Here is a 21,581-nt window from a genome sequence, read left to right as displayed (position 1 = left end):
GCCCGAGACGGGTCCGCCGCCGCCGCCCCCCGGGCCGCCGGTGCCCGCCCCGCCGCCCCCGCCCGGCCCGACCCCGGCGCCACCGTTCCCACCGCCGCCCCTCACGGCCGCCGCGAGCGCCGGACCGGTACCGGGCCCCGTCGCGGGCGCGCCGCCGTTCTCCGCGCCCCCGGCGGTCGTGCCCTCGTTCTCCGCGCCTCCGGCATCCGCGCCACCGTTCTCCGCGCCTCCGGCCGGCGCACCCTCGTTCTCCGCGCCACCGTTCTCCGCGCCTCCGGCGGTCGCGTCGCCGGCATCCGCGCCCCCGGCGGTCACGCCCTCGTTCTCCGCGCCCCCGGCATCTTCGCCGCCGTTCTCTTCGCCGCCGGTGTCCGGGCCGCCGGCCGTGCCCGCTCCCGCGCTGCCGGGCTGGCCGCCGCCCACCAACCCGGGTGACCGCCGGCCCGGTGGCGCCGAGCCGGCCACCGCGCCCCGGGAGGCACGCCGGCTGAGCAGTCGCGTCGACGGCGGCGGCTCGGCCACGCGCGTCGGGCGGGCCGAGGGCACCCCCGCGGGCCGCTACGACGGCGGACCCGACCTGGGCACCATCTACGGCGCCGGTGCCGGAGCCGCCACCGAGGGCCCGGGCTTCAGCACCGTCGCGTTCCCGAACAACCCGGTGGAGAACTCCGGCTCGCTGACCGGGCACATCCTGGCCCAGGGCTGGACGGAGACCCCCACCGAGCAGCGCTCCAGCACCACCAAGGTGGTGGTCGTCCTGGCCGCCTCGCTGGGCCTGCTCGTGGCGATCAGCGTGCTGGTCGTGCTGCTCGCCAACGACACGGTCGGTGGGCTGGTGGGCGGCGTCCTGAGCAAGTGAGCCGCGTACGGCGACGATGGTGAGCCCGCCCACTACCCGTCCGTGGTCGGGTGGCGGGTTCGTCCTGTCGCCGTACACTGGTGAGGATCACTGACCCGGCGCGCCCTGCGCGCCCATGGGCGATCTTGCGGGCGATTCGGCGGCGTTCAGCTGCGGCAGGCCATCGCGAAGATGCGCCCCGCTCGAAAGGCATTTCTTGACGACCTTTGCTGAACCCAGCACGTTCCTGCCCGCCCTCGACACCGCCGACGCGCAGACCGCCGTCGAGCGGGACGGCACCGTCCGGGACCCGGCCGCCCCGGTGACGCCCGAGGCCACCGACTTCGCCGCGCTGGGGCTGCCCCAGCCGCTGGTCCAGGCGCTCGCCAGGCAGGGCATCACCACCCCGTTCGAGATCCAGCGCGCCACCATGCCGGACGCGCTCGCCGGCCGCGACGTCCTCGGCCGGGGCCAGACCGGCTCCGGCAAGACCCTGGCCTTCGGCCTGCCCCTGCTGGCCCTGGTGGCCGACCGCAACCGGGCCCGGCCGTTGCGCCCCCGGGCCCTGGTCCTGGTGCCGACCCGGGAACTCGCGATGCAGGTCAACGACGCGCTGATGCCGCTCGGCAAGGCCGTCGGCGTGTTCCTGAAGACCGCCGTCGGCGGCGTGCCGTACGACCGGCAGATCGACGCCCTGCGGCGCGGGGTGGAGATCATCGTGGCCACCCCGGGCCGGCTGGGCGACCTGATCGCCCGTGGCGTCTGCCACCTGGACGACATCGAGGTCACGGTCCTCGACGAGGCCGACCAGATGGCCGACATGGGCTTCCTGCCCGAGGTCACCGAACTGCTGGCGAAGACGCCGGCCGGCACCCAGCGGCTGCTCTTCTCGGCCACCCTGGACGGCGACGTCGACGCGCTGGTCAAGCGGTTCATGACCGACCCGGTGACGCACTCCACCGCCCCGTCCACCGCCTCGGTGTCCACCATGGACCACCACATGCTGCTGATCCCGCCGCACGACAAGTTCCCGGTCGCGGCGTCCATCGCGGCCCGGGAGGGGCGGACGATGGTCTTCGCCCGCACCCAGCTCGGCGTCGACCGGCTGGTCGAGCAGCTGGCCGCCGTCGGCGTACGGGCGGGCGGGCTGCACGGCGGCAAGACCCAGCGGATGCGTACCCGCACGCTGGCCGAGTTCCGTGAGGGACGGGTGAACGTCCTGGTCGCCACGGACGTGGCGGCCCGGGGCATCCACGTCGACGGTGTCTCGCTGGTGCTGCACGTCGACCCGCCGAAGGACCCGAAGGACTACCTGCACCGCGCGGGACGTACCGCCCGGGCCGGCGAGTCCGGCGCGGTGGCCACGCTGGTGCTGCCGAAGCAGCGGCGGACCACGCTGGCCATGCTGGAGAAGGCCGGCGTGGCACCGGCCGAGACCCGGGTGCGGGTCGGCGACCCGGCGCTCGCCGAGCTGACCGGCGCCCGCGAGCCCAGCGGCGTCCCGGTGCGCATCGAGGCGGAGGAGCCGCGCCGGCACGGCGACCGGCCGGGCGGCCCGCGCCGCTACGGCGACCGCGACACCCGGGGCGAGCGCCGCTACGGCGACCGGCCCCAGGGCGAGCGCCGCTACTCCGACCGCCCGACCGACGGCCGTGGCTACGGCGACCGCCCGCAGGGCGAACGGCGCTACTCCGACCGGCCCACCGACAGCCGTGGCTACGGTGACCGTCCGCAGGGCGAGCGCCGCTACGGCGACCGCGACGGGCGCGGCGAGGCCCGTGGCTACGGCGACCGCCCCCAGGGCGAGCGCCGCTACTCCGACCGCCCGGCCGACAGCCGTGGCTACTCCGACCGCCCGGCTGACAGCCGTGGCTACGGCGACCGATCCACTGACAGCCGCAGCTACGGCGACCGGCCGCAGGGCGAGCGGCGCTTCGGCGACCGGGGCGGCTTCCGGCCCGAGGGCCGGGGGCGCGACGACCGGCCGCGCGACGACCGGCGGGGCTTCGGCGGGCGTCCGCCGGCGCGTACCCACTGACCGACAGCGTCATCCACGAACGCCGTCGCGGGGCTCAGGCTCCGCGGCGGCGTTCGCGCATTCGCTGCCGGTGTCGGCCGGGTCGCGTAACGTCCGGCTCATGCCGACCATGCCGAAGTCGCTCTTCTGGACCCGGACGGACACCGCCGGCGCGGAGCACGCGCTGTTCGACGACGGCCGTGGGCTGACGGCGCGGGGCACGCTCACGGCTGTCGACCCGATCCCCTACACCTGCCGCTACCAGCTCGCCACCGACCCCGAGTGGGCCACCCTCCGCGTCGAGGTCGAGGCGGAGGGCACCGGGTGGCTGCGGAGCGTACGCCTGGAGCGGGTGACCGACGGGTGGCGGGTGACCACCGCCGAGCAGGGTGACCTGGACGCGGCGCTGCGGGCGGCCGGCCATCCGCCGGTCGGGCTGCCCGGCACCGACGACCCGGACCGGCTGGCCGGGGCGGTCGACGTCGACCTCGGCGGGGCGACGCTGTTCAACGCGTTACCGGTGCGCCGGCTCGGGCTGCCCCGCGCCGCGGCCGACACCCCGCACCGGGTCGAGGTCGCCTGGGTGCTGGTGCCCAGCCTGCTGGTGGTGCCCGCCGAGCAGGTCTACACCCCGCTCGGCCCCGGCCGGGTCCGCTTCACCAGCGACACCTTCACGGCCGACATCGACCTCGACGGCGACGGCTACGTGGTGCGCTACCCCGGGCTGGCCGAGCGCGTCCACCCGCGCTGACCGGGCTGCGGGCGCCTCCCCCGATGCCCCGGGCCGACCAGGCTGGCTCGGCCACCCCGCCGGCTCAGGCCAGGCAGGCGGCGCAGGCCCGCGAGGCGGCTCAGGCCGGCCAGATGCCCGTGCTGAGGAAGCGCTCGACCGTCGCCAGGTGCGGGGTCAGATCCAGTCCCTGGGCGGCCAGCCAGTCGTCGGAGTAGTAGGTGTCGGCGTAGCGGTCGCCGGCGTCGCAGATCAGCGTGACCACCGAGCCGGTGCGGCCCTCGGCGAGCAGCTCCGCGATCAGCCCGAAGGCGCCCCACAGGTTGGTGCCGGTCGAGCCGCCCACCCGGCGGCCGAGCACGGCCGAGCCGGCGCGCATGGCGGCCAGCGAGGCGGCGTCGGGCACCTGGACCATCCGGTCCACCACCGACGGCACGAACGACGCCTCGACGGTCGGCCGGCCGATCCCCTCGATGCGGGAACCCCGCCCGGTGCGCACCGACCAGTCGGCGGCCTGCCAGGCGGGATAGAACGCGGAGTTCTCCGGGTCGACCACGCACAGCTTGGTGGGCAGCCGCTGGTAGCGGGCGTAGCGGCCGATGGTGGCGCTGGTGCCGCCCGTGCCGGCGCCCACCACGACCCATGCCGGCACCGGGTGCCGTTCCAGGGCGAGCTGCGCGTAGATCGACTCGGCGATGTTGTTGTTGCCCCGCCAGTCGGTGGCGCGCTCGGCGTAGGTGAACTGGTCCATGAAGTGCCCGCCGGAGTCCTCCGCCAGCCAGCGCGCCTCCACGACCACCTTGGCCGGGTCGTCGACGAGGTGGCAGCGGCCACCCTGGAACTCGATCTGGGTGATCTTCTCCGGGGAGGTGGAGGCGGGCATCACCGCGATGAACGGCAACCCCAGCATCCGCGCGAAGTATGCCTCGGAGACCGCCGTCGAGCCGGAGGAGGCCTCCACGATCGTGGTCTCCGGGCCGATCCAGCCGTTGCACAGCCCGTAGAGGAAGAGCGAACGGGCCAGCCGGTGCTTCAACGAGCCGGTCGGGTGCACCGACTCGTCCTTGAGGTAGAGGTCGATCCCCCACGACCGGGGAAGCGGAAACGGCAGCAGGTGGGTGTCGGCGGAGCGGTTGGCGTCCGCCTCCACGGCGGCGATCGCCTCGGTCACCCAGCGCCGGCTGGCCTCGTCGCACCGGTCGATGTGAGTCACGTTCGAAACTTAGCAAGCCCACTCACCGCGGACCGGCCCCGATCCGGCGGCGCTGGCGGCGCTGGCCGGCCCGGCCGGCCGCGAGGATCAGCGGGGCGAGGCGCACGGCGACGCCGGGCAGCGCGTCGAGGAGCCGGACCTGCGCGCCGCGCCAGCGGGGGACGCTGACCACCGGGCGGGGCCGCCGGGCCAGCCGCGCGGCCCGCCGGGCCACCCGCTCGGGGGTCAGCAGCGTCCCCGTGAAGGAGGCCGCGGCGCCCGGGTCGTCGAGCCGGTCGTGCAGCATCGGCGTCCAGATTCCGTCCGGGCACAGGCACGACACGTGTACGCCCCGGTGCCCGGCCAGCCGCAGGTCGGCGAGGGTGCCGATGCTGAACGCGACGAGGGCGTGCTTGCTGGCCGCGTAGACGGTCTCGCCGGGCGCGGCCACCAGGCCGGCCAGCGACACGACGTTGACCACGTGCCCGTGCCCCTGTTCCCGCATGACGGCGAGGGCGGCGAGGGTGCCGTTCATCGCGCCGAGGGCGTTGACCTCGACCACCCGGCGACGGGTCGCCGCGTCGTGCTCCCACGAGGGGCCGGTGACGAGGATCCCCGCGTTGTTCACCCAGAGGCCGAGCCCGCCCCGGCCGGCGGCCTCGGCGGCGACGGCGGCGCAGGCGCCCTCGTCGCGTACGTCCAGCCGGCGCGACCAGCCGCCCAGCGGGGCGGCGGCACGGGCCACCGCCTGGTCGTCGTGGTCGGTGAGGAGCACCGGCCAGCCATCGGCGTGCAGCGCGGCGGCGATGGCGCGGCCGAGGCCGCCGGCCGCGCCGGTGACCACCGCCGTCCCGAGGGCTGGCTTCGTCATCGGCGCACGCTATCGCCGCCCGGCGACCGCGCGCCAGAGCCGGCCGGATGCGGCCGTCCGACGGTCGACGGCCGGAGGTGACCGGGCTCGGCCGTCCGACGGCCGACGGCCGGGGGTGGCGGGACGCGGTCGTCCGACGGCCGCAGGTGACCGGTCGCGGCTGTCGGGGCGGTCTGGAGGGCGGGGGGTGGCGGGTCAGGTGGCGGGAGGCACCGGGGCCTGTGGCCGGTTCTCCCACTTCGTGGAGAGGGCGATGCCGGTCCGGGTGGAGGCGACGCCCGGGGTCCGGTTCAGCCGCACGATGAGCCGCTCCAGCTCGGCGATGGTGCCGACCCTGGCCTTGAGCAGGAACGACTCGACGCCGGCCATGAAGTAGCAGGATTCGATCTCGGGCATCTGCCGGAAGGCCTCCAGCACGTCGTCGGTGTCGCCGCCGGAGTCCTCGACGATCCCGATGAGCGCGGTGACGGCGAAGCCGATCGCCTCGGGCTCCACCTCCGCCCGGTAGGCCCGGATCACGCCGCTGGACTCCAGTTTGCCGACCCGCTCGTGCACGGCGGGCGCGGAGAGGCCGACCTGCCGGGCCAGCTCGGCGTAGGACAGGCGGGCGTTGCCGCGTAGCAGCTCCACGAGGCTCAGGTCGATGGCGTCCACGGACTGTGACCCTAGCGGTCCGGGCGTAACGTCGGGCATCCGGCGCGCGTTGGACATGACAGGGTGTAGTCGTTCGCAAACCGACAGTCAAGGGAGCCGCACGCAGGTAATATTTCCTAACTTCCCACTCAGTGCGTTTTTCGCGTTTGGCGGACAGGCCAGGTCGCTGGTGCTGTAATTGCCATACGTCCCTCATGACGGCTCTGGGCTCGCACCGGCCGGGGGCAGTGTGTTCAGCCGGGGGCTTCGTCGACGCGAGGAGGGGGCTGTGGACACTGGAGATCGCCTGCTGACACCGGGTGAAGTTGCCGCGCTGTTTCGGGTTGACCCGAAGACTGTGACGCGATGGGCAGCGGCGGGCCGGATAGGCAGCATCCGGACTCCAGGCGGGCATCGCCGGTTTCGGGAATCCGAGGTGCGGGCCCTGCTTGAGGGGGAGGGCATGTTGGACGAGGCGGAAGACGTCGGCAAGCCGCGTAACGCGGGGCCGGCCGCCTCGACCGGGCCGGGCCCGGCCAACGCCGGCATGTACTGAATGGTGCGGATCATCACGCGGGCCGGACGAGAGCTCCGGTCCGCGTCGCGGTGAGCCGGGCCCGGGTCACTCCCGCGCCACGCCCAGCTCGCCCGACCAACGACGGAACAGCGTGTGCGGTACGCCGAGGGCGTCCAGCACCTTGCCGGCCACGAAGTCGACGAGTTGCGGGGCGGAGGCCGCCGCCCCGGCGCCGTAGAAGCCGGGACTGGCCGGCAGCACCACCGCTCCGGCGTCGTGCAGCGCGATCAGATGCTCCAGGTGGCTGCGGGTCACCGGCGTCTCCCGGGGCACCACCACCACCGGCCGGCGCTCCTTGAGGTTGACCTCGGCGGCCCGCTGCAACAGGTCCTTGGAGAGCCCGATCGCGATGCCGGCGCAGGCCGCCGTGCTCGCCGGGACCACCGCCATCCCGCGTACCCGGTAAGAGCCGCTGCTCGGGCCGGCGGCCAGGTCGCCGGCGGGCCAGTGCCGCACGTCGGCTCCCGCCAGCTCGCGGCCCAGCCAGGCGGCGAGGTCGTCGGCCCAGTGGGCGTCCCGGAACGGGCGCCCGGTCTCGTCGAGGACGGTCAGCCGGGCGGCCCGGGAGACGATCAGGTCCACCGGCTCCCCGGCGTCGAGCAGCGCCCGCACGACGGCCGCCGCGTACGGCGTGCCGGACGCCCCGGAGACTCCGACCACCCATGGTTCGCGCATGCCCTCCAGCCTGCCTGGTGGTCCCCTCCCGATGCCGGGCACCCCCGCCCGGAGCGTCCGTGTTGTCCCGCTCGGGTGTCGGTTGTGCGCCGACGGGCGCGATGTCGGCCGGGAGCGCGCCCATCCCGCCGGCCTGACATGCTGCCGGTGGCGATTCCCACGCGAAGCGGGATCGCACCCGGGAGGAATCGGTTGATGACCGGCGAGGTCCTCTGGTCGCTACGGTCCGAGTGCCCCATCCCGCCCCGGCTCTCGCCGCACGCCGACCGGGTGCAGGAGTGGTTGGTCGGCGACCTGCTGCCGGGCCTCGGCCTGGCGACTGACGACGCGGCGCCGCAGCGGCTGGCGCACGCCGGCGTCGCCCGGTACGCCGGCCGGCTCTACCCCGGCGCCACCGAGGCCGACCTGCGGGCGTTGACGGCCCTGTTCACCTGGTTCTTCCTGGTCGACGACGCGTGCGACCGGCCGGGGCGGCTCGGCGCCGACCAGATCCGGGCGCTGCGCGCCGGCGCGCTCACCCTGCTGCACGTCGGTCCCCGGCTCCGGCACGCCGGCCTGACCGGGCCGCTGAGGCGGCTGCTGGTGCACGCGTGGCGGGAGCCACGCCGGCGGATGCCGGCCCGCTGGCGGCTGCGCTTCGCCGGGGCCGTCGCCGACCATCTCGACGGCACGTGGCGGGAGGCGGCGAACAAGGCGGCCGGCCGTCGCCCCGGCGTCGCCGAGTACGTCGCGCTGCGGCGCGCCACCTCCGCCGCGTACGTGTCGTACCCGCTGGTGGAGTTCGTCACCGGCCGCCCGCTGCCCGACCCGGTCCACCACCACCCGCTGCTGCGGGAGATCGCCGACACCGGCAACGACCTGCTCTCCTGGTACAACGACCTCGCCTCGCTGGAGCGCGACGAGGCCACCTCCGGCGGGCACAACCTGGTGCTCGCGACGGCGGCCGAGCAGCGGGTGCCGGTGGAGACCGCCGTCGGCCTGACGGCCGAGCGCTGGCGGGCGTCGATGCGGCGCTTCGTCGAGCTGCGCGCCGGGGTGCCGTCGTTCGGTCCGGCGCTGGACCGGGCGGTCGCCGACCACCTCGACGGGGTGGCGAACGCCGTCCGGGCCACCGTCGACTGGACCCTGGAGAGCAGCCGCTACGGCGGTAAGGAAGGGCACCTTGTTAACGCCTCCGGTAGAGGAAGGGGCCCTTCCTAACGGGCTGGCCCGGCCGCAGCCGTCGACAGCCGACGCCCGCAGGGCGAGCAACGGCCCAGGGTCAGGCGCGCAGGCCGAGGCGGACGACCAGGTCGAGCAGGGCGAAGACGAACAACGCGATGCCGACGAAGCCGTTGGCGGTGAAGAAGGCCCGGTTGACCTTGCTCAGGTCGGTCGGGCTGACCACCAGGTGCTGGTAGCCGAAGGCGACGGCGGTCAGCGCCAGGCCCACCCACCAGAGCCAGCCGAAGCCCACGAGCGCCCCGAACCAGACGAACAGCGCGAACGTCACCACGTGCGCGACGGTGGAGGCGTGCAGCGCGAACCGCAGCCCGTAGCGGGCCGGCACGCTGTGCACGCCGATCTGCCGGTCCACCTCGGCGTCCTGGCAGGCGTAGATCAGGTCGAACCCGCCGATCCAGAGGCCGACGGCCACGCCGAGCAGCCACGCCGGCCAGGAGCCGTCGAGGGTGCCGGTGACGCCCAGCCAGGCGCCGACCGGGCCGACGGCCTGGGCGACGGCCAGGATGGCGTGCGGCCAGTTGGTGAACCGCTTGCCGTACGGGTAGACGACCAGCGGCACCACGGCGAGCGGCGCGAGCACCAGACAGAGCGGGTTGAGCAGGGCGGCGGCGGCGAGGAAGACCACGAGCGCGACCGCCGCGCCGGTCCAGGCCGTCCGCACGCTGACCGCCCCGGTGACCAGCTCCCGGCCGGCGGTACGGGGGTTCCGCGCGTCGATCCGCCGGTCCAGGATCCGGTTGGCGGCCATCGCGAACGTCCGCGCGCCGACCATCGCCACGGTGATCAGCAGCAGGTCCAGCCACCGGACCCGCCCGCCGTCGACCTGCATCGCCGTGAGCGCCGACAGGTACGCGAACGGCAGCGCGAACACGGAGTGCTCGATCGCCACCAGCTTGAGGAAGGACTTCACCCGGCCCGGTCGCTGCACCGGTTCGACGGCGGTGGCCATCAGATGCCGTACTCCTTCCAGCGCTTGTCGACCAGGGAGACGACCTCGGGGGCCATCCGCATCTCCTCCGGCCAGCCCCGGGTGTAGCCCTCCTCGGGCAGCTTGCGGGTCGCGTCGACGCCCGCCTTGCCGCCCCAGAACTGCTGGTACGACGCGTGGTCGAGGTGGTCCACCGGGCCCTCGGTGAGCAGCAGGTCGCGGGCGTAGTCGACGTTGCCGAAGGCGCGGAAGGCGACCTCGTTGTAGTCGTGCACGTCGCAGTCCTCGTCGACGATCACGATCAGCTTGGTCAGCGACATCATGTGCGCGCCCCAGATCGCGTTCATGACCTTCTGGGCGTGCTTCGGGTAGCGCTTGCGGATCGACACGATCGCGCAGTTGTGGAAGACCCCGGCGGCGGGCAGGTCGTAGTCGACGATGTCCGGGATCAGGAAGCGCAGCAGCGGCGCGAAGATCCGCTCGGTGGCCTTGCCCAGGCCGTGGTCCTCCTGCGGCGGCTGGGACGTGACGATCGTGTGGTAGACCGGGTCGCGCTGCGTGGTCATGCACTCGATGTGCATCACCGGGAAGGGCTCCACCGGGGTGTAGAAGCCGGTGTGGTCGCCGAACGGGCCCTCGGGGAGCCGCTCACCCGGCTCGATGTAGCCCTCCAGGACGATCTGCGCGTGCGCCGGCACCTGCAACGGGACGGTCAGGCAGTCCACCATCTCGACCCGCTCGCCGCGCAGGTACCCGGCGAAAAGATATTCGTCGATGTCGGCGGGGAGCGGCGCGCTGGCCGAGTACGCCACCGCCGGGTCGGTGCCGATGGCGATCGCCACCGGCAGGCGCTGGCCGAGCCGCTCGGCGACCGCGTGGTGCGCCGTGGAGTTCTTGTGGATCTGCCAGTGCATGCCGATGCTGTTCCGCGAGTGCTGCTGCAACCGGTACAGCCCCAGGTTGCGCTTGCCGGTCTCCGGGTGCTTCGTGTGGGTCAGCCCGAAGTTGTGGAAGATCCCGCCGTCACCCGGCCAGACCTGCAACCCGGGCAGCCGGTTCAGGTCGACGTCGTCGCCCCGGTAGACCACCTGCTGGCAGGGGGCGGTCCTGACCTTCTTCGGCGGCATCGACGTGAGCTGCCTGACCTTGCCCAGGCCGTCCATCATCCCGGAGAGGCCCACCGGCAGCTCCGGCTTGAGCATGTTGCCGATCCGCTCGCCGATTTCGTCCAGCGACTCGACGCCGAGCGCCATCGCCATCCGCTTCTCGGTGCCGAAGAGGTTGATCACCACCGGCATCTCGCCCCGGGTGGGCCGCTCGAAGAGCAGCGCCGGGCCGTCCGCGCGGACCGTCCGGGTGACGATCTCGCTGATCTCCAGGGTGGGATCGACAGGCGCGCTCACCCGCCGCAGCTCGCCCGCGCGCTCCAGCGCCGCGAGGAAGTCCTTGAGATCGGTGTACGGGAAGCCACGAGCCGCCATGCCTGCCAGTCTCCCGCACCGACCTGGGCGGCGACCACGCCGGGTGGTGTGACACCGGCGATCCACCGGTGAGGAGGCGCCGGAACGGGTCCACGCGCGTCGACCGGCGAGGGCTCCCGGCCAGCCGGATCCCCGTCCTTCCTCGACCGTGGTTCACCGGTGCGCGGTCGGACCGCTGGCCGGCTTCCAGGCGTACACGGCCAGGGGCGCGTCGAGCGGCGCGCCGGTGAGCCGGTTGGCCAGGGTGGAGATCGTGTACGTGCCGACGCCGAGCACCACGTCCAGGGCGTGCCGGGGTTGGTAGCCGGCCGTCAGGAAGGCGGCGATCCCGTCCTCGGGAACCGCGCCCCGGTGGTCGAGCACGGCGAGGGTGAAGCGCCGCAGCGCCTCCAGCCGGTCGTCGGGCAGCGGCGTGCCGGCGCGCAGCGCGTCGATCAGCTCGGGCGTCGCGCCGTGCCGGACGAGGGCGGCGGTGTGCATGGCGACGCAGAGGTGGCACTCGTTGCGGGTGGCGACCGTCATGACGACGACCTCCCGTTCGACCGGGTCGAGGGCGCACTTCTCGAAGATGCCGTTGACGGTGAGGAAGCCGGTGAGCAGTTCCGGGGACTCGGCCATCAGGCCGACGGCGGCGGGCAGGTGCCCGAGCCTGCGGCGTACGCCCTCGATGGTGGGCCGGACGGCGGCGGGTGCGGTGTCGGCGGTGTGCGCGGTGAACGGGGGCACGGCAAGCCTGCTCTCGGGGTCGGGGTCGCGGGGACGGCCGGCGCGGCCCGATCGGCGACGCGCCGCGCGTGACGTAGAATCGTCAACGTGGTTGTCGAAATGGTAAACGAGGTTGTCGAACGTGGCAACGGCTGACCCCGACCGGCCCGGCTTCCTGCTGCCCCTGCTGCTGCTGGCCGGCTTCCGTACGCTCATCGACGACCTGCACGCGGAGCTGGCCCGGCAGGGGCACCCGGAGCTGCGGCCGTTGCACGGCTTCGTCCTCCAGGCCGTCGGCGCCGAGGGCACCACCGCCACCGAGCTGGGCCAGCGGCTCGGCGTCTCCAAGCAGGCGGCCGGCAAGACGGTGGACCGGCTGGTCGTCCTCGGCTACCTGGAGCGCGCCGACGACCCGCGCGACGCCCGGCGCAAGCTGGTCCGGGCGACCCCGCACGGCCTGGACGGCCTGCGCCGGTCGGCGGCCGTCTTCGACCAGCTCCGGCAGCGGTGGGCCGCCACCCTCGGCCCCGACCGGGTCGCTGCCCTGGAGGACGACCTGCGCGCCGTCACCCCGGCCAACCCGTTCCGCCTCGACGTGCCCGGCTGGTTCGGCGGCTGACCCCCGCTCCCTGGCGTTCACGCCCGGGGTGGGGCCACCGGCCCGGTTCCCGGGTGCGCTCGGCGGTCTCCTGCCGGGCCAACATCCGGTACCGGCACCCGCCCGGAGCCGGGAGCGGGCAGGCGTCGGGTGAGGCCGGCAGCAGCACGGCCGCCCGCCGTCAAGACCCCCGGTCGCCGTCGCCCGAACGGTCGAAGCCCGAACGGTGGCGCCGCGCGGCCCCGCGGACCGACCCGGCATACCCGCCGACAGGTGCCTTTCCCGGGACGCCCGAGCCGGTCATAGGACTTTCGGTCAACCGCTAACACACCGCGCGCGAACGCCGCCAGCACCATCCATGCGGAATTGCCCGCCGTTCAATCGGGCCCCGCCGGATCCGCGTGGGGACGTAAATCTTCCGACATTGCCCGCAGACAATTCCAATGGTTCCGTCACCACCATCCGAAACATTTTCCATCGAAGCAAGATGGGGGTGACGGTTGGCGATGGCCACCTTCAATCAGCAGCACCAGCGCGTGGATCAGCAGTTCAACGCCGAAATCATCGATCTGCGGAACAGCACCTTCGCACGTCTGCCCGACAACGCCGGCCAGACGGAGCTCGTCCCTCGGCTGAAGGCCGTCCTCAGGGCGGTGGAGCTGGCCACGGCCAGCGGCGCCCTCGACCCGCAGGCCGGCCGCACCGTCGTCGACGAACTGCACGGCGCCCGCCAGAGCCTGACCCGCGACGACCGTCGCGAGGCCTCGCAACGGCTGCAGCGGGCCATCGAGGTGTTGCAGGCGGCGGCGCCGCTGGCGGTGATCGGCGGGGCGATGGCGACCATCTGGAACTCGTTGGGCGGGGTTTCCTGATGACCACCTTCGACCAGCACGGCCAGCGCGTCTTCGGCGCCCAGATCAACGCCGACAACGTGCACATCAACAAGTCCGACGGGCCGCAGCAGCTGATGGCCTACGGGCGGCGGGCCGTCGCCGAGCGGCTGTACAAGCGGGCGGCCGAATACTTCACCGAGGCGATCGCCAAGGGGGCGAAGGGCTCCGACCCGCACTACTACCTGGCCCTCGCGCTCCTCGGCGGCAGACGGCCCAGCCGGATGGGTCGCGAGGCGCAGCAGGTGATGGCCCGGGTGGAGGAGCACCTGGGCCGGGCACTCCAGATCGACCCCGCCGCGGCGCACGTCCGCGCCCTCTGGGCGGCCGTCAAGCGCGACCACTACGCCGACCGCCACGACCCCGGCCCGTCCGTCGCCGACATCGAGGCCGGAGTCGGCGACATCGACCCGGTGCACGCGGCCGAGATCGCCCCCTTCCTCGGCAACCGCGAGAACCGGCTGTGGCAGGCCACCGTCGCCGTGGCGCAGGCCGGCATCGAGGAACGCAAGCCGAACGTACGCAAGTACTTCGTCCGCACGCCCGTGCCACCCGCGACCGGTGGCGCGCAGGCCATGATGGTCGCCGGCGGCATCGGGTTGGCGCTCGCGCTGATCCTCGTGATCGCGTCGTTGTCGGAGTCGGGTTACCTCTGCCTCGCGGTGCTCGTGGGTGTGGGCGGCCTCGTCCTATTGGTCAAGGGATACGGCCAGTACAACGCGCTCACCTCGAAGTACGAGCGTGACCTGGCGGCGGCCGAGCCGAAGCCGAGCGACGAGCAGATGGACGTGTGGCTGCACTTCGACAAGTTCGGAGTTCTCGATCACGCCCTCCGGCACCTCGACCGCGAACTGGACGACCTGATCTGCGAGCCGCAACTCGTCATCGGTCCCGCCTCGCCCACCGAACAGGCGGTGGGAAAGGACGGCATCCGGCGGTTCTCGCGGTACAAGTTCGTCATCCTGCTCCTCGGACAGACCCGCATCTCGGTCTTCTCCTGCGAGTGGGACTTCGTCACGTGCATCGTGTCGAACGCCGACGCCTTCGACTTCCGTTACAAGGACATCACCGGCCTGCGAATGCGGCAGTTGCACGAGGCGCCGCAGGGCGGCCGACTGGTGATCACCGATGACCACGGCAAGGAGATGGAGGTACGGTTCGCCAAGGTCTTTGAAATGATCATCGCGGGTACGGACCGGATCGCGGTGACCATCGACGTCCAGGCGCAGAACGCCGGCGCCGGGTTGCAGCCGACGGGGGCCACCGCCACCGAACGGCTCGTCCGACGGCAGTTGGACGACGTGGCCTGACCGCTGTCGGGTCTCCTCCGTCTCGCGCCTACGCGCCGGAGTAGAGCCGTTCAGGATCGACCAGGACCACACGCCCGCTGGTCGGACCAGGTGGGGCCGGCCCCGCAGCCGGCCCCACCTGGCTTCGCCGTTGGCGAGCAGCGGGCGCGGACCGTCACCGAGCGGTTGCAGGACCGGCTCAGTCCAGGCCGCCGTAGGAGTGCAGGCCCTCGAAGAAGATGTTCACGCCGAAGAGGTTCATCAGCATGGTGAGGAAGCCGACGACGGCGAGCCAGGTCGCGACGTTCCGCTTCACGCTCGGGGTGGCCCGGGCGTGCAGGTAGCCGGCGTAGATCACCCAGGAGATGAACGACCAGGTCTCCTTCGGGTCCCAGCCCCACGGCCGCCCCCAGGCCGCCTCGGCCCAGATCGCCCCGGCGATCACCGCGAAGGTGAAGACCGGGAACGCGAAGGCGTGCAGCACGAAGGTCAGCCGCTCCAGCGCCGCCGCCGCCGGCAGCCGCTTCGCCAGCGTGTACGGGAAGCTGCGCCGGCCCTGCTCGTAGCCGGAGCGCATCAGGAACGCCACCGCCGGCACCGCGCCCAGCAGGAAGATGCCGGAGGCGAAGACGATCGTCGAGACGTGGATGACGAACCAGTACGAGTTGAGCGCCGGCACCAGCGGCACGATCGGGGTGTAGAGCACCAGCTCGGCCGTCGCCACCAGCAGCACCATCACCAGCGACATGAACAGCCCGAGGCGGCGCAGCTGCGGCCGCTTCCAGAGCACCACCAGCCAGGCGGCGACCCCGATCCAGGTGCCCGTGAGCACGAACTCGTACATGTTGCCCCAGGGCATCCGGTCGGCGGCGAGACCGCGCGTGACCAGCGCCCCCAGGTGCAGCAGCGCCCCGAGCGCGGTGGCCGCGACGGCGACCAGGCCGCCCAGCCGGGCGCGTCGGGCCGTACGCTCGGCCGCCGCCGCGCCGGTGTCGACGGGCGCGTCGGGGGTGCTGCCCCCGGCCGCGCCGACGCCGGCACCGACCAGCTCGCGGGCGGGCGCCGCGGCGACCCGGGCGCGGGAGTTGCCCAGCGCGTACTCGACGGCGTGGCTGATCATCGCGATCAGGTACGCCAGGATGGCGAACGACACCAGCTGGTCGGAGAGTGCGGACATCACTCGGCTCCTTCTCGCGCTCCGGCCCGGTCGCCGCCGTCGCGGTCGACACCGGCCTCCTCGTCCGACCGCCCGTCGCCGCCGACGGCGGCCACGAGCTGCGCGAACTCGTCGGCGAACCCGGGGTGGTCGGTGCGCGGCAGGCCACCGGCCTCGACCAAACTACTACCGCCCGTCGGAGATCCACTCGTGGGGTCGGCGGCACCGGCCGGCAGCACCCGGAAGAAGACCCGGCGACGCCGCCCGAACAGCGAGCCCATCAGCCCGACCAGCAGGACGGCGGAGCTGACCAGCAGCAGCGTCGAGCCGGGGTCGTAGCGGACCGACAGCGTGACGTACGGCACGGTGCCCAGGAACTCGAGCGTGGTGCCGTCGTCCAGCTTCCAGGTCTCGCCCTTGCGGAGCAGCTTGGTGCCGACCTCCTTGACCTTGCCGGCATTCACCTGCCGCTGGTCCAGCTTGTAGACCGAGCCGGGGATGCCGGCGTCCATGCCCAGGTTGCCCCGGTAGGCGACGAGGTTCAGCGCGGGATTGCGCTCCGTCGGGTACTCGGAGCGGGCGAAGGGCGCGGCGGCCGGCGCGGTCGGCAGGTAGAGGCCGGAGAAGGCCATCTGGAGGTTCGCGTCCCGCTCACCCGTGGCCGGGTCGACGTTGATGTCCGGGAACGCCGCCAGCCCCTCGCTGGTCAGGCCGACGTCGCCGGTGGTCAGGAACGGGAAGTTACTGGTCTGGCTCTTGCCGAACCGGTCGGTGTAGCGGATGACCGGGGCGTAGCCGTGGCCCAGCAGGTAGACGTTCGCGCCGTCGAGGCGCAGCGGGGAGTTGACCGAGAATTCGGCCGGCCGCCGCTCGCCGTCGGCCCCGTCCACGGTCACCCTGGCCTCGTAGAAATCAGGCTGACCGGACTCCAGGAACCGGGCCTCGAAGTCGTCGAGCTGGATGCAGAAGCCCGGCAGGTCGGCGCTGCTGACGCGGGGACCGAGCTTGCTCTCGGCGTACTGCTGGCGGGTGTTGCAGAACGCGTTGTCCTTGCCGGCCACCAGCAGCTTGTTGCCGCTCCAGCCGTACCAGGAGCCGAGCGCGACACCGACCAGCACGAGCACCAACGAGCTGTGGAAGAGCAGGTTGCCGGTCTCCTTGAGGTAGCCCTTCTCGGCGGAGACCTCGTCGCCGCGCACCACCACCCGCCAGCGCCGCCGGCGCAGCACCTCCGCGATCGCCGCCGCGCCCCCCTCGGGCGCGGACAGCACGGTGTGCTGCGGCAGCCGGTCCAGCCGCCTCGGGGCGGCCGGCGGCTTCGACCGCAGCGCCCGCACGTGGTCGCGCAGCCGGGGCGTGATGCAGCCGATCAGCGAGGTGAAGAGCAGCAGGTAGATCGCGGAGAACCAGACCGAGCCGAACGCCTCGAAGGCGCCGATCCGGTCCAGCACCGGGGCCAGGTCGGGGTGCGCGGTGAAGTAGTCCCGCACGTCCTCCGGGTTGACCCCGCGCTGCGGCAGCACCGAGCCGGGAATGGCGGCCACCGCGAGCAGGAAGAGCAACACCAAAGCCGTACGCATGCTGGTGAGCTGCCGCCACGAGTTGCGCAGCAGGGCCAACAGGCGGTTGGGCCGGCGCCGGGGGGTCTCGGCCGGCGGTGCCGGCCGCTCGTCGACGGCGGTCATCAGATGCTCACCTCGCCCACCCCGACGGTGGTCTGCAACCAGATCACGAAGTTCGTCCAGCCGCCGGTGACCAGCGCGAGGCCGATCAGGATCAGCAGCGCCCCGCCCACCCGGGTGACCCAGCGGCTGTTGCGCCGGACCGCCCGGAACACCCCGAGCAGCCGCTCGAAGCCCAGCCCGAAGACGACGAACGGTATCCCCAACCCGAGGCAGTACGCCACGGCGAGCACCGCGGCCCGGTCGGTCTGCCCGCCGACGGCGGCCATGCCGATCACCGCGCCGAGGGTCGGGCCGACGCAGGGCACCCAACTGAGCGCGAAGACCGCGCCGAAGACCGGCGCGCCGAGCAGCCCGGCGGCGGGCAGCCGCTGGATCCGGAACTCCCGCTGCAACCCGGGGACCAGCCCCACGTAGCTCAGCCCGAGCACGACGATCAGCGCGCCGATGACGATCTCCAGCGGCCGCTCGTACTCGAAGAAGACCCGGCCGACGCTGGCGAAGAGGATCGCGGTGGCGGTGAAGACGACGGTGAAGCCGGCGATGAAGAGCAGCGTGCCGGCGAGCACCCGGCCCTTGACCGCGACCCTCGTCGGTTCGGTGCGCTCCCGCACCGCCACCCGATCACTGCCGCCCTCGGTGTAAGGAAGGGCCCCTTCCTCTACCGAATCCGTTAACGGGGGGCCCTTCCTAACCTGCGGGCGGCGGGTTTCGAGGTCGGCGCCGGCGAGGCCGGTGACGTACGACAGGTAGCCCGGCACCAGCGGGAGCACGCACGGGGAGAGGAAGCTGACCAGCCCCGCGAGCGCCGCCGCGCCGATGGCGAGCAGCAGCGGACCCGACTGGGCGAGTTCGGAGAACGTCTCGCCCATCAGCGGGAACCGTTGGCGGCGGGTTTCTCGGCCGCGATCCGCTCGACGATGGGCTGGAGGCCCTCCTGCCTCACCGCGGCGCGGATCACCACGGCGACGCGGCCGTCGCGGTCCAGCACGACGGTGGCCGGGATGGTGTTCGGCGGGATGTCCAGGGCGAGCGCCAGCCGGCTCGGCGGGTCGAAGAGGCTCGGGTAGGTGACCTTGAAGCTCTCCTCGAAGGCGAGCGCCTTGTCCCGCTGGTCCTGGATGTTGATGCCCAGGAACGTCACCCCGGAGCCCTTCGTGGCCTGGTACGTGTTCTCCAGGTCGTCGGCCTCGGCCCGGCACGGCGCGCACCACGAGCCCCAGAAGTTGACCACCACGACCTGGCCGCGGTCCCTCGCCACGTCGTGGCTGCCGCCGGTGAGCAGCTCACCGGCGAGCTTCGGGGCGGCCGACCGCTGGTCGGGGGCGCACTCGATGATGCCGCCGGAGTTGTCGCACGCCTCCTCGCCGTCGCGCGACGAGCAGCCGGCCAGTGCCACCGTCACGACGGCGGCGAGCAGACCCGCGGTCAACCTCCGGGCGTTCATCAGGCCCCCTTGGCCGTCCTGGCTGTCGGCGACATCGCGATCAGGTGGGCGGCCGGCTCGGAGTAGCCGATACCGACCACCTTGGCGCCGTCGAAGTGGAAGGAGGTGAGGCTGGCCAGCCCGCACTGGCGCTTGCGCGGGTCGTGCCAGAGCCGCTTGCGTTCGACGTGGCGGCGCAGCGTCCAGATCGGCAGTTGGTGGGAGACCAGCACGGCCTCGCGTCCCTCGGCCGCCACGCGGGCGGCGTTCAGGGCGGCGAACATCCGCTCCGCGATGGCCCGGTACGCCTCGCCCCAGGACGGGGTAACCGGGTCCCGCAGCACCCACCAGTTGCGCGGGTCGCGGAACGAGCCGTCGCCGGGCGAGACCTTCTTGCCCTCGAACCAGTTGGCGCTCTCGATGAGCCGCTCGTCCACGCCGACCGGCAGCCCGAACTGCGCGGCGATCGGCTCGGCCGTCTGCTGGGCGCGCTCCAGCGGGCTGGCCACCACGTGCACGACCTCCCGCTCGGCCAGCCCCTGCGCGGCGGCCTTGGCCATCTGCACGCCGAGCTCGGAGAGCCGGAAGCCCGGCAGCCGGCCGTAGAGGATGCCGTCCGGGTTGTGTACCTCGCCGTGCCGCAGCACGTGGACCACCGTCTTGCTCACCGTACGCTACCCCCCGTGACCTGCCGCTGCCGCAGCGTTGGCCGCCACCGGCAGGGCGGCGGTGATCTGCTCCAGAGCGGCGTCGTCCAGCGCCGCAGACACGAACCACGCCTCGAACGCGCTCGGCGGCAGGTAGACGCCGGCTGCGAGCATCGCGTGGAAGAACGCCTTGAACGCCGGCACCTGCTGGGTGCGGGCGCTGTCGTAGTCGACCACGTCGGCGTCGGTGAAGAAGACCGAGAACATGTTTCCCGCGTACGACAGCCGGTGCGGGACCCCGGCGGCGGCGAGCGCCTCCGCGGCGAGCCTGCCCACGACGGCGGCCGTGTCGTCGAGCTTGCGGTAGAGCGCGTCGTCGGCCAGCCGCAGGGTGGCCAGGCCGGCGGCGCAGGCCAACGGGTTACCGGAGAGGGTGCCGGCCTGGTAGACCGGTCCGGCGGGGGCCAGTCGCTCCATGATCTCCGCGCGCCCGCCGAACGCCGCGGCCGGCAGCCCACCACCCATGACCTTGCCGTACGTCCACAGGTCGGCGTCGGAAGGGTCGAGGCCGTGCCAGCCGGCGCGCGAGACCCGGAAGCCGGTCATCACCTCGTCGACGATGAGCAGCGCCCCGTGCGCGTGCGCGATCCGGGCGAGCTGGGAGTTGAAGCCGTCGCGCGGGGCGACCACCCCCATGTTGCCGGCGGCGGCCTCGGTGATGATCGCGGCGATGTGCTGGCCCTCGGCGGCGAACGCCTGCTCCACGGCGGCGACGTCGTTGTACGGCAGCACGATCGTGTCACCCGCCGCCGCCCCGGTCACCCCCGGCGAGTCGGGCAGGCCGAGGGTGGCCACCCCCGAGCCGGCGGCGGCCAGCAGGCCGTCCGAGTGCCCGTGGTAGCAACCGGAGAACTTGACGATCCGGGGGCGGCCGGTGAAGCCGCGCGCCAGCCGGATCGCCGACATGGTGGCCTCGGTGCCGGAGTTGACCAGCCGGACCTGCTCGACCGGCGTGCGGTCGACGATCTCGGCGGCCAGCTCGACCTCACCCGGGGTGGGGGTGCCGAAGCTGGTGCCCCGGGTCGCGGCCGACCTGATCGCGTCCACGACCTCCGGGTGCGCGTGGCCGAGGATCAGCGGGCCCCAGGAGGAGACCAGGTCGACGTAGCGCCGGTCGTCGGCGTCGTAGAGCCAGGGCCCCTCCCCCCGGACCATGAAGCGCGGCGTGCCGCCGACGGCACGGAACGCGCGCACGGGAGAGTTCACCCCGCCGGGCACGATGGCCTTGGCGCGGTCGAACAGGGCCTCGGAGGCCGGTGCTTCGGCCGGGTAGCGGCCGGATCCGGCGGGAAACATATCGGTCACGATGCCGCCATTGTGTCAGCGTCGGGCGGCGAATCGGCAGGCACCCCGGACCGGGGTTACCAGGCTCACCCGGGCCGGCCCTCACCGCCGTCCGGCGGCGTCACGTCCGCGGCGCGGGACGTCCCCGTTCCCAACCTCCTCGGGAGCGCGGTCGCCGCGCCCGGTCGGCCCGGTCGCCACCGCTCGACGGGCCGGGTGGCCCGGATCGCGCTAGGCTGACCCGGTGGATCGTGCCGAACTGTCCATCACGCTACACCGGACGGGCGACGAAGCTGTGCTTCGCCTGGCCGGTGAGATCGACATGCTCACGGCCGCCCAGCTGTCGACCGTCGTCAACGAGGTCCTCGCCGAGCCGCCGCCGCGCATCGTGCTCGACCTCGGCGGGGTCACCTTCTGCGACTCACAGGGCCTGGGCACCCTCGTCGTACTCAGCCGCAAGGCCAGCCACGCGCAGAGCCTGCTGATCCTGACCAACGTCGGCGACTTCCTGCTCCGCGTCCTGGACATCACCGGCCTGCGCAGCGCCCTGATGATCCGCAACGACCAGACCACGGGCTGACTTACCGCCCACCCGCTGTGGTGCGGCGGCACAGGCGTCGCGATCTTGGCGAGCTACGGCCCCTCCCGGGGCCGCCAGCTACCAAGATCTCGCCTGCG

Annotated in this window: 22 protein-coding genes and 1 pseudogene; 10 read left to right on the top strand and 13 right to left on the bottom strand. The window is 73.2% G+C overall.

The window, feature by feature from the left end; genetic code table 11:
• From RM555_RS14610 to RM555_RS14595, 4 genes and pseudogenes are all read left to right on the top strand, one after another.
• A pseudogene (locus RM555_RS14610) lies at positions 1–435 on the top strand (hypothetical protein); the annotation flags it as partial.
• Positions 368–859 (top strand): hypothetical protein, encoded by a 492-nt coding sequence (locus RM555_RS14605; RefSeq protein WP_311412231.1) that lies wholly within the window; start codon positions 368–370, stop codon positions 857–859. The pseudogene RM555_RS14610 and the gene RM555_RS14605, both read left to right, overlap by 68 nt.
• Positions 860–1,055: 196 nt before the next feature.
• Complete coding sequence (locus RM555_RS14600; RefSeq protein ID WP_396888777.1) at positions 1,056–2,876, top strand: DEAD/DEAH box helicase; 1,821 nt, start codon at positions 1,056–1,058, stop codon at positions 2,874–2,876.
• A gap of 109 nt (positions 2,877–2,985) precedes the next feature.
• Positions 2,986–3,606: a putative glycolipid-binding domain-containing protein gene (locus tag RM555_RS14595; protein ID WP_311412241.1), complete on the top strand. Its 621-nt coding sequence runs from the start codon at positions 2,986–2,988 to the stop codon at positions 3,604–3,606.
• A 100-nt stretch (positions 3,607–3,706) separates the two neighbouring features.
• Here the strand turns inward: RM555_RS14595 and RM555_RS14590 are convergent, their stop codons facing one another.
• The 3 genes from RM555_RS14590 to RM555_RS14580 form a co-directional block, all read right to left on the bottom strand.
• The gene (locus RM555_RS14590) at positions 3,707–4,798 is read right to left on the bottom strand and encodes an L-cysteine desulfhydrase Cds1 (RefSeq protein WP_311412229.1); all 1,092 of its coding nucleotides are present in this window, start codon (positions 4,796–4,798) and stop codon (positions 3,707–3,709) included.
• Between the two features lie 22 nt (positions 4,799–4,820).
• Positions 4,821–5,648: an SDR family NAD(P)-dependent oxidoreductase gene (locus RM555_RS14585; protein ID WP_311412228.1), complete on the bottom strand. Its 828-nt coding sequence runs from the start codon at positions 5,646–5,648 to the stop codon at positions 4,821–4,823.
• A gap of 195 nt (positions 5,649–5,843) precedes the next feature.
• Positions 5,844–6,302, bottom strand: coding sequence for an Lrp/AsnC family transcriptional regulator (locus RM555_RS14580; RefSeq protein WP_151454997.1), 459 nt, complete (start codon positions 6,300–6,302; stop codon positions 5,844–5,846).
• 268 nt (positions 6,303–6,570) lie between these two features.
• On the opposite strand from RM555_RS14580, the gene RM555_RS14575 reads away from it, so the two are divergent.
• On the top strand, positions 6,571–6,837 hold the full coding sequence (locus RM555_RS14575) for a BldC family transcriptional regulator (RefSeq protein ID WP_089002465.1): 267 nt from the start codon (positions 6,571–6,573) through the stop codon (positions 6,835–6,837).
• Positions 6,838–6,903: 66 nt separating this feature from the next.
• On the opposite strand, the gene RM555_RS14570 is transcribed toward RM555_RS14575, so the two are convergent.
• Complete coding sequence (locus tag RM555_RS14570) at positions 6,904–7,533, bottom strand: UbiX family flavin prenyltransferase (protein ID WP_311412227.1); 630 nt, start codon at positions 7,531–7,533, stop codon at positions 6,904–6,906.
• A 195-nt stretch (positions 7,534–7,728) separates the two neighbouring features.
• On the opposite strand from RM555_RS14570, the gene RM555_RS14565 reads away from it, so the two are divergent.
• Complete coding sequence (locus RM555_RS14565; RefSeq protein ID WP_311412226.1) at positions 7,729–8,733, top strand: terpene synthase family protein; 1,005 nt, start codon at positions 7,729–7,731, stop codon at positions 8,731–8,733.
• A 61-nt stretch (positions 8,734–8,794) separates the two neighbouring features.
• Here RM555_RS14565 and mqnP read toward each other — a convergent pair whose 3' ends face one another.
• The 3 genes from mqnP to RM555_RS14550 all read right to left on the bottom strand — a co-directional run bounded on the left by mqnP (position 8,795) and on the right by RM555_RS14550 (position 11,892).
• Entirely contained in the window at positions 8,795–9,706 is a 912-nt protein-coding gene (gene mqnP / locus RM555_RS14560; RefSeq protein ID WP_311412225.1) for a menaquinone biosynthesis prenyltransferase MqnP, read from the bottom strand.
• A complete protein-coding gene (locus RM555_RS14555; protein WP_311412224.1) occupies positions 9,706–11,166 on the bottom strand; it encodes a menaquinone biosynthesis decarboxylase in 1,461 nt (486 codons plus the stop codon). Before RM555_RS14555 ends, mqnP begins: the two co-directional genes overlap by 1 nt.
• 153 nt (positions 11,167–11,319) lie before the next feature.
• Entirely contained in the window at positions 11,320–11,892 is a 573-nt protein-coding gene (locus RM555_RS14550) for a carboxymuconolactone decarboxylase family protein (RefSeq protein WP_311412223.1), read from the bottom strand.
• A 121-nt stretch (positions 11,893–12,013) separates the two neighbouring features.
• Between RM555_RS14550 and RM555_RS14545 the strand changes: the two genes are divergently transcribed.
• The 3 genes from RM555_RS14545 (at position 12,014) to RM555_RS14535 (ending at position 14,669) form a co-directional block, all read left to right on the top strand.
• Positions 12,014–12,490 carry a MarR family winged helix-turn-helix transcriptional regulator gene (locus tag RM555_RS14545; protein ID WP_311412222.1) on the top strand — a complete coding sequence of 159 codons (477 nt, stop codon included), beginning with the start codon at positions 12,014–12,016 and terminating at the stop codon, positions 12,488–12,490.
• A 485-nt stretch (positions 12,491–12,975) separates the two neighbouring features.
• Positions 12,976–13,341 carry a hypothetical protein gene (locus tag RM555_RS14540; protein ID WP_311412221.1) on the top strand — a complete coding sequence of 122 codons (366 nt, stop codon included), beginning with the start codon at positions 12,976–12,978 and terminating at the stop codon, positions 13,339–13,341.
• Entirely contained in the window at positions 13,341–14,669 is a 1,329-nt protein-coding gene (locus RM555_RS14535; protein WP_311412220.1) for a hypothetical protein, read from the top strand. Before RM555_RS14540 ends, RM555_RS14535 begins: the two co-directional genes overlap by 1 nt.
• Before the next feature lie 178 nt (positions 14,670–14,847).
• Here the strand turns inward: RM555_RS14535 and ccsB are convergent, their stop codons facing one another.
• The 6 genes from ccsB to hemL are packed head-to-tail and all read right to left on the bottom strand — an operon-like array spanning position 14,848 to position 20,924.
• Positions 14,848–15,825, bottom strand: a complete 978-nt coding sequence (gene ccsB, locus RM555_RS14530) for a c-type cytochrome biogenesis protein CcsB (RefSeq protein WP_311412219.1) — start codon at positions 15,823–15,825, stop codon at positions 14,848–14,850.
• The gene (gene resB / locus RM555_RS14525; RefSeq protein ID WP_311412218.1) at positions 15,825–17,489 is read right to left on the bottom strand and encodes a cytochrome c biogenesis protein ResB; all 1,665 of its coding nucleotides are present in this window, start codon (positions 17,487–17,489) and stop codon (positions 15,825–15,827) included. Before resB ends, ccsB begins: the two co-directional genes overlap by 1 nt.
• Positions 17,489–18,358 (bottom strand): cytochrome c biogenesis CcdA family protein, encoded by an 870-nt coding sequence (locus RM555_RS14520; protein ID WP_311412217.1) that lies wholly within the window; start codon positions 18,356–18,358, stop codon positions 17,489–17,491. Before RM555_RS14520 ends, resB begins: the two co-directional genes overlap by 1 nt.
• Positions 18,358–18,933, bottom strand: a complete 576-nt coding sequence (locus tag RM555_RS14515; RefSeq protein ID WP_311412216.1) for a TlpA family protein disulfide reductase — start codon at positions 18,931–18,933, stop codon at positions 18,358–18,360. Before RM555_RS14515 ends, RM555_RS14520 begins: the two co-directional genes overlap by 1 nt.
• Positions 18,933–19,580 carry a histidine phosphatase family protein gene (locus RM555_RS14510; RefSeq protein ID WP_311412215.1) on the bottom strand — a complete coding sequence of 216 codons (648 nt, stop codon included), beginning with the start codon at positions 19,578–19,580 and terminating at the stop codon, positions 18,933–18,935. Before RM555_RS14510 ends, RM555_RS14515 begins: the two co-directional genes overlap by 1 nt.
• A gap of 6 nt (positions 19,581–19,586) precedes the next feature.
• Positions 19,587–20,924: a glutamate-1-semialdehyde 2,1-aminomutase gene (hemL, locus tag RM555_RS14505; RefSeq protein WP_311412214.1), complete on the bottom strand. Its 1,338-nt coding sequence runs from the start codon at positions 20,922–20,924 to the stop codon at positions 19,587–19,589.
• Positions 20,925–21,147: 223 nt separating this feature from the next.
• On the opposite strand from hemL, the gene RM555_RS14500 reads away from it, so the two are divergent.
• Positions 21,148–21,483, top strand: coding sequence for an STAS domain-containing protein (locus RM555_RS14500; protein ID WP_089002478.1), 336 nt, complete (start codon positions 21,148–21,150; stop codon positions 21,481–21,483).
• Positions 21,484–21,581 lie beyond the last annotated feature (98 nt).

The organism is Micromonospora reichwaldensis, assembly GCF_031845925.1.
GTDB lineage: Bacteria > Actinomycetota > Actinomycetes > Mycobacteriales > Micromonosporaceae > Micromonospora > Micromonospora reichwaldensis.
The sequence above is the reverse complement of the archived record's forward strand: the minus strand, read 5'-3'. Positions and strand labels throughout refer to the sequence as shown.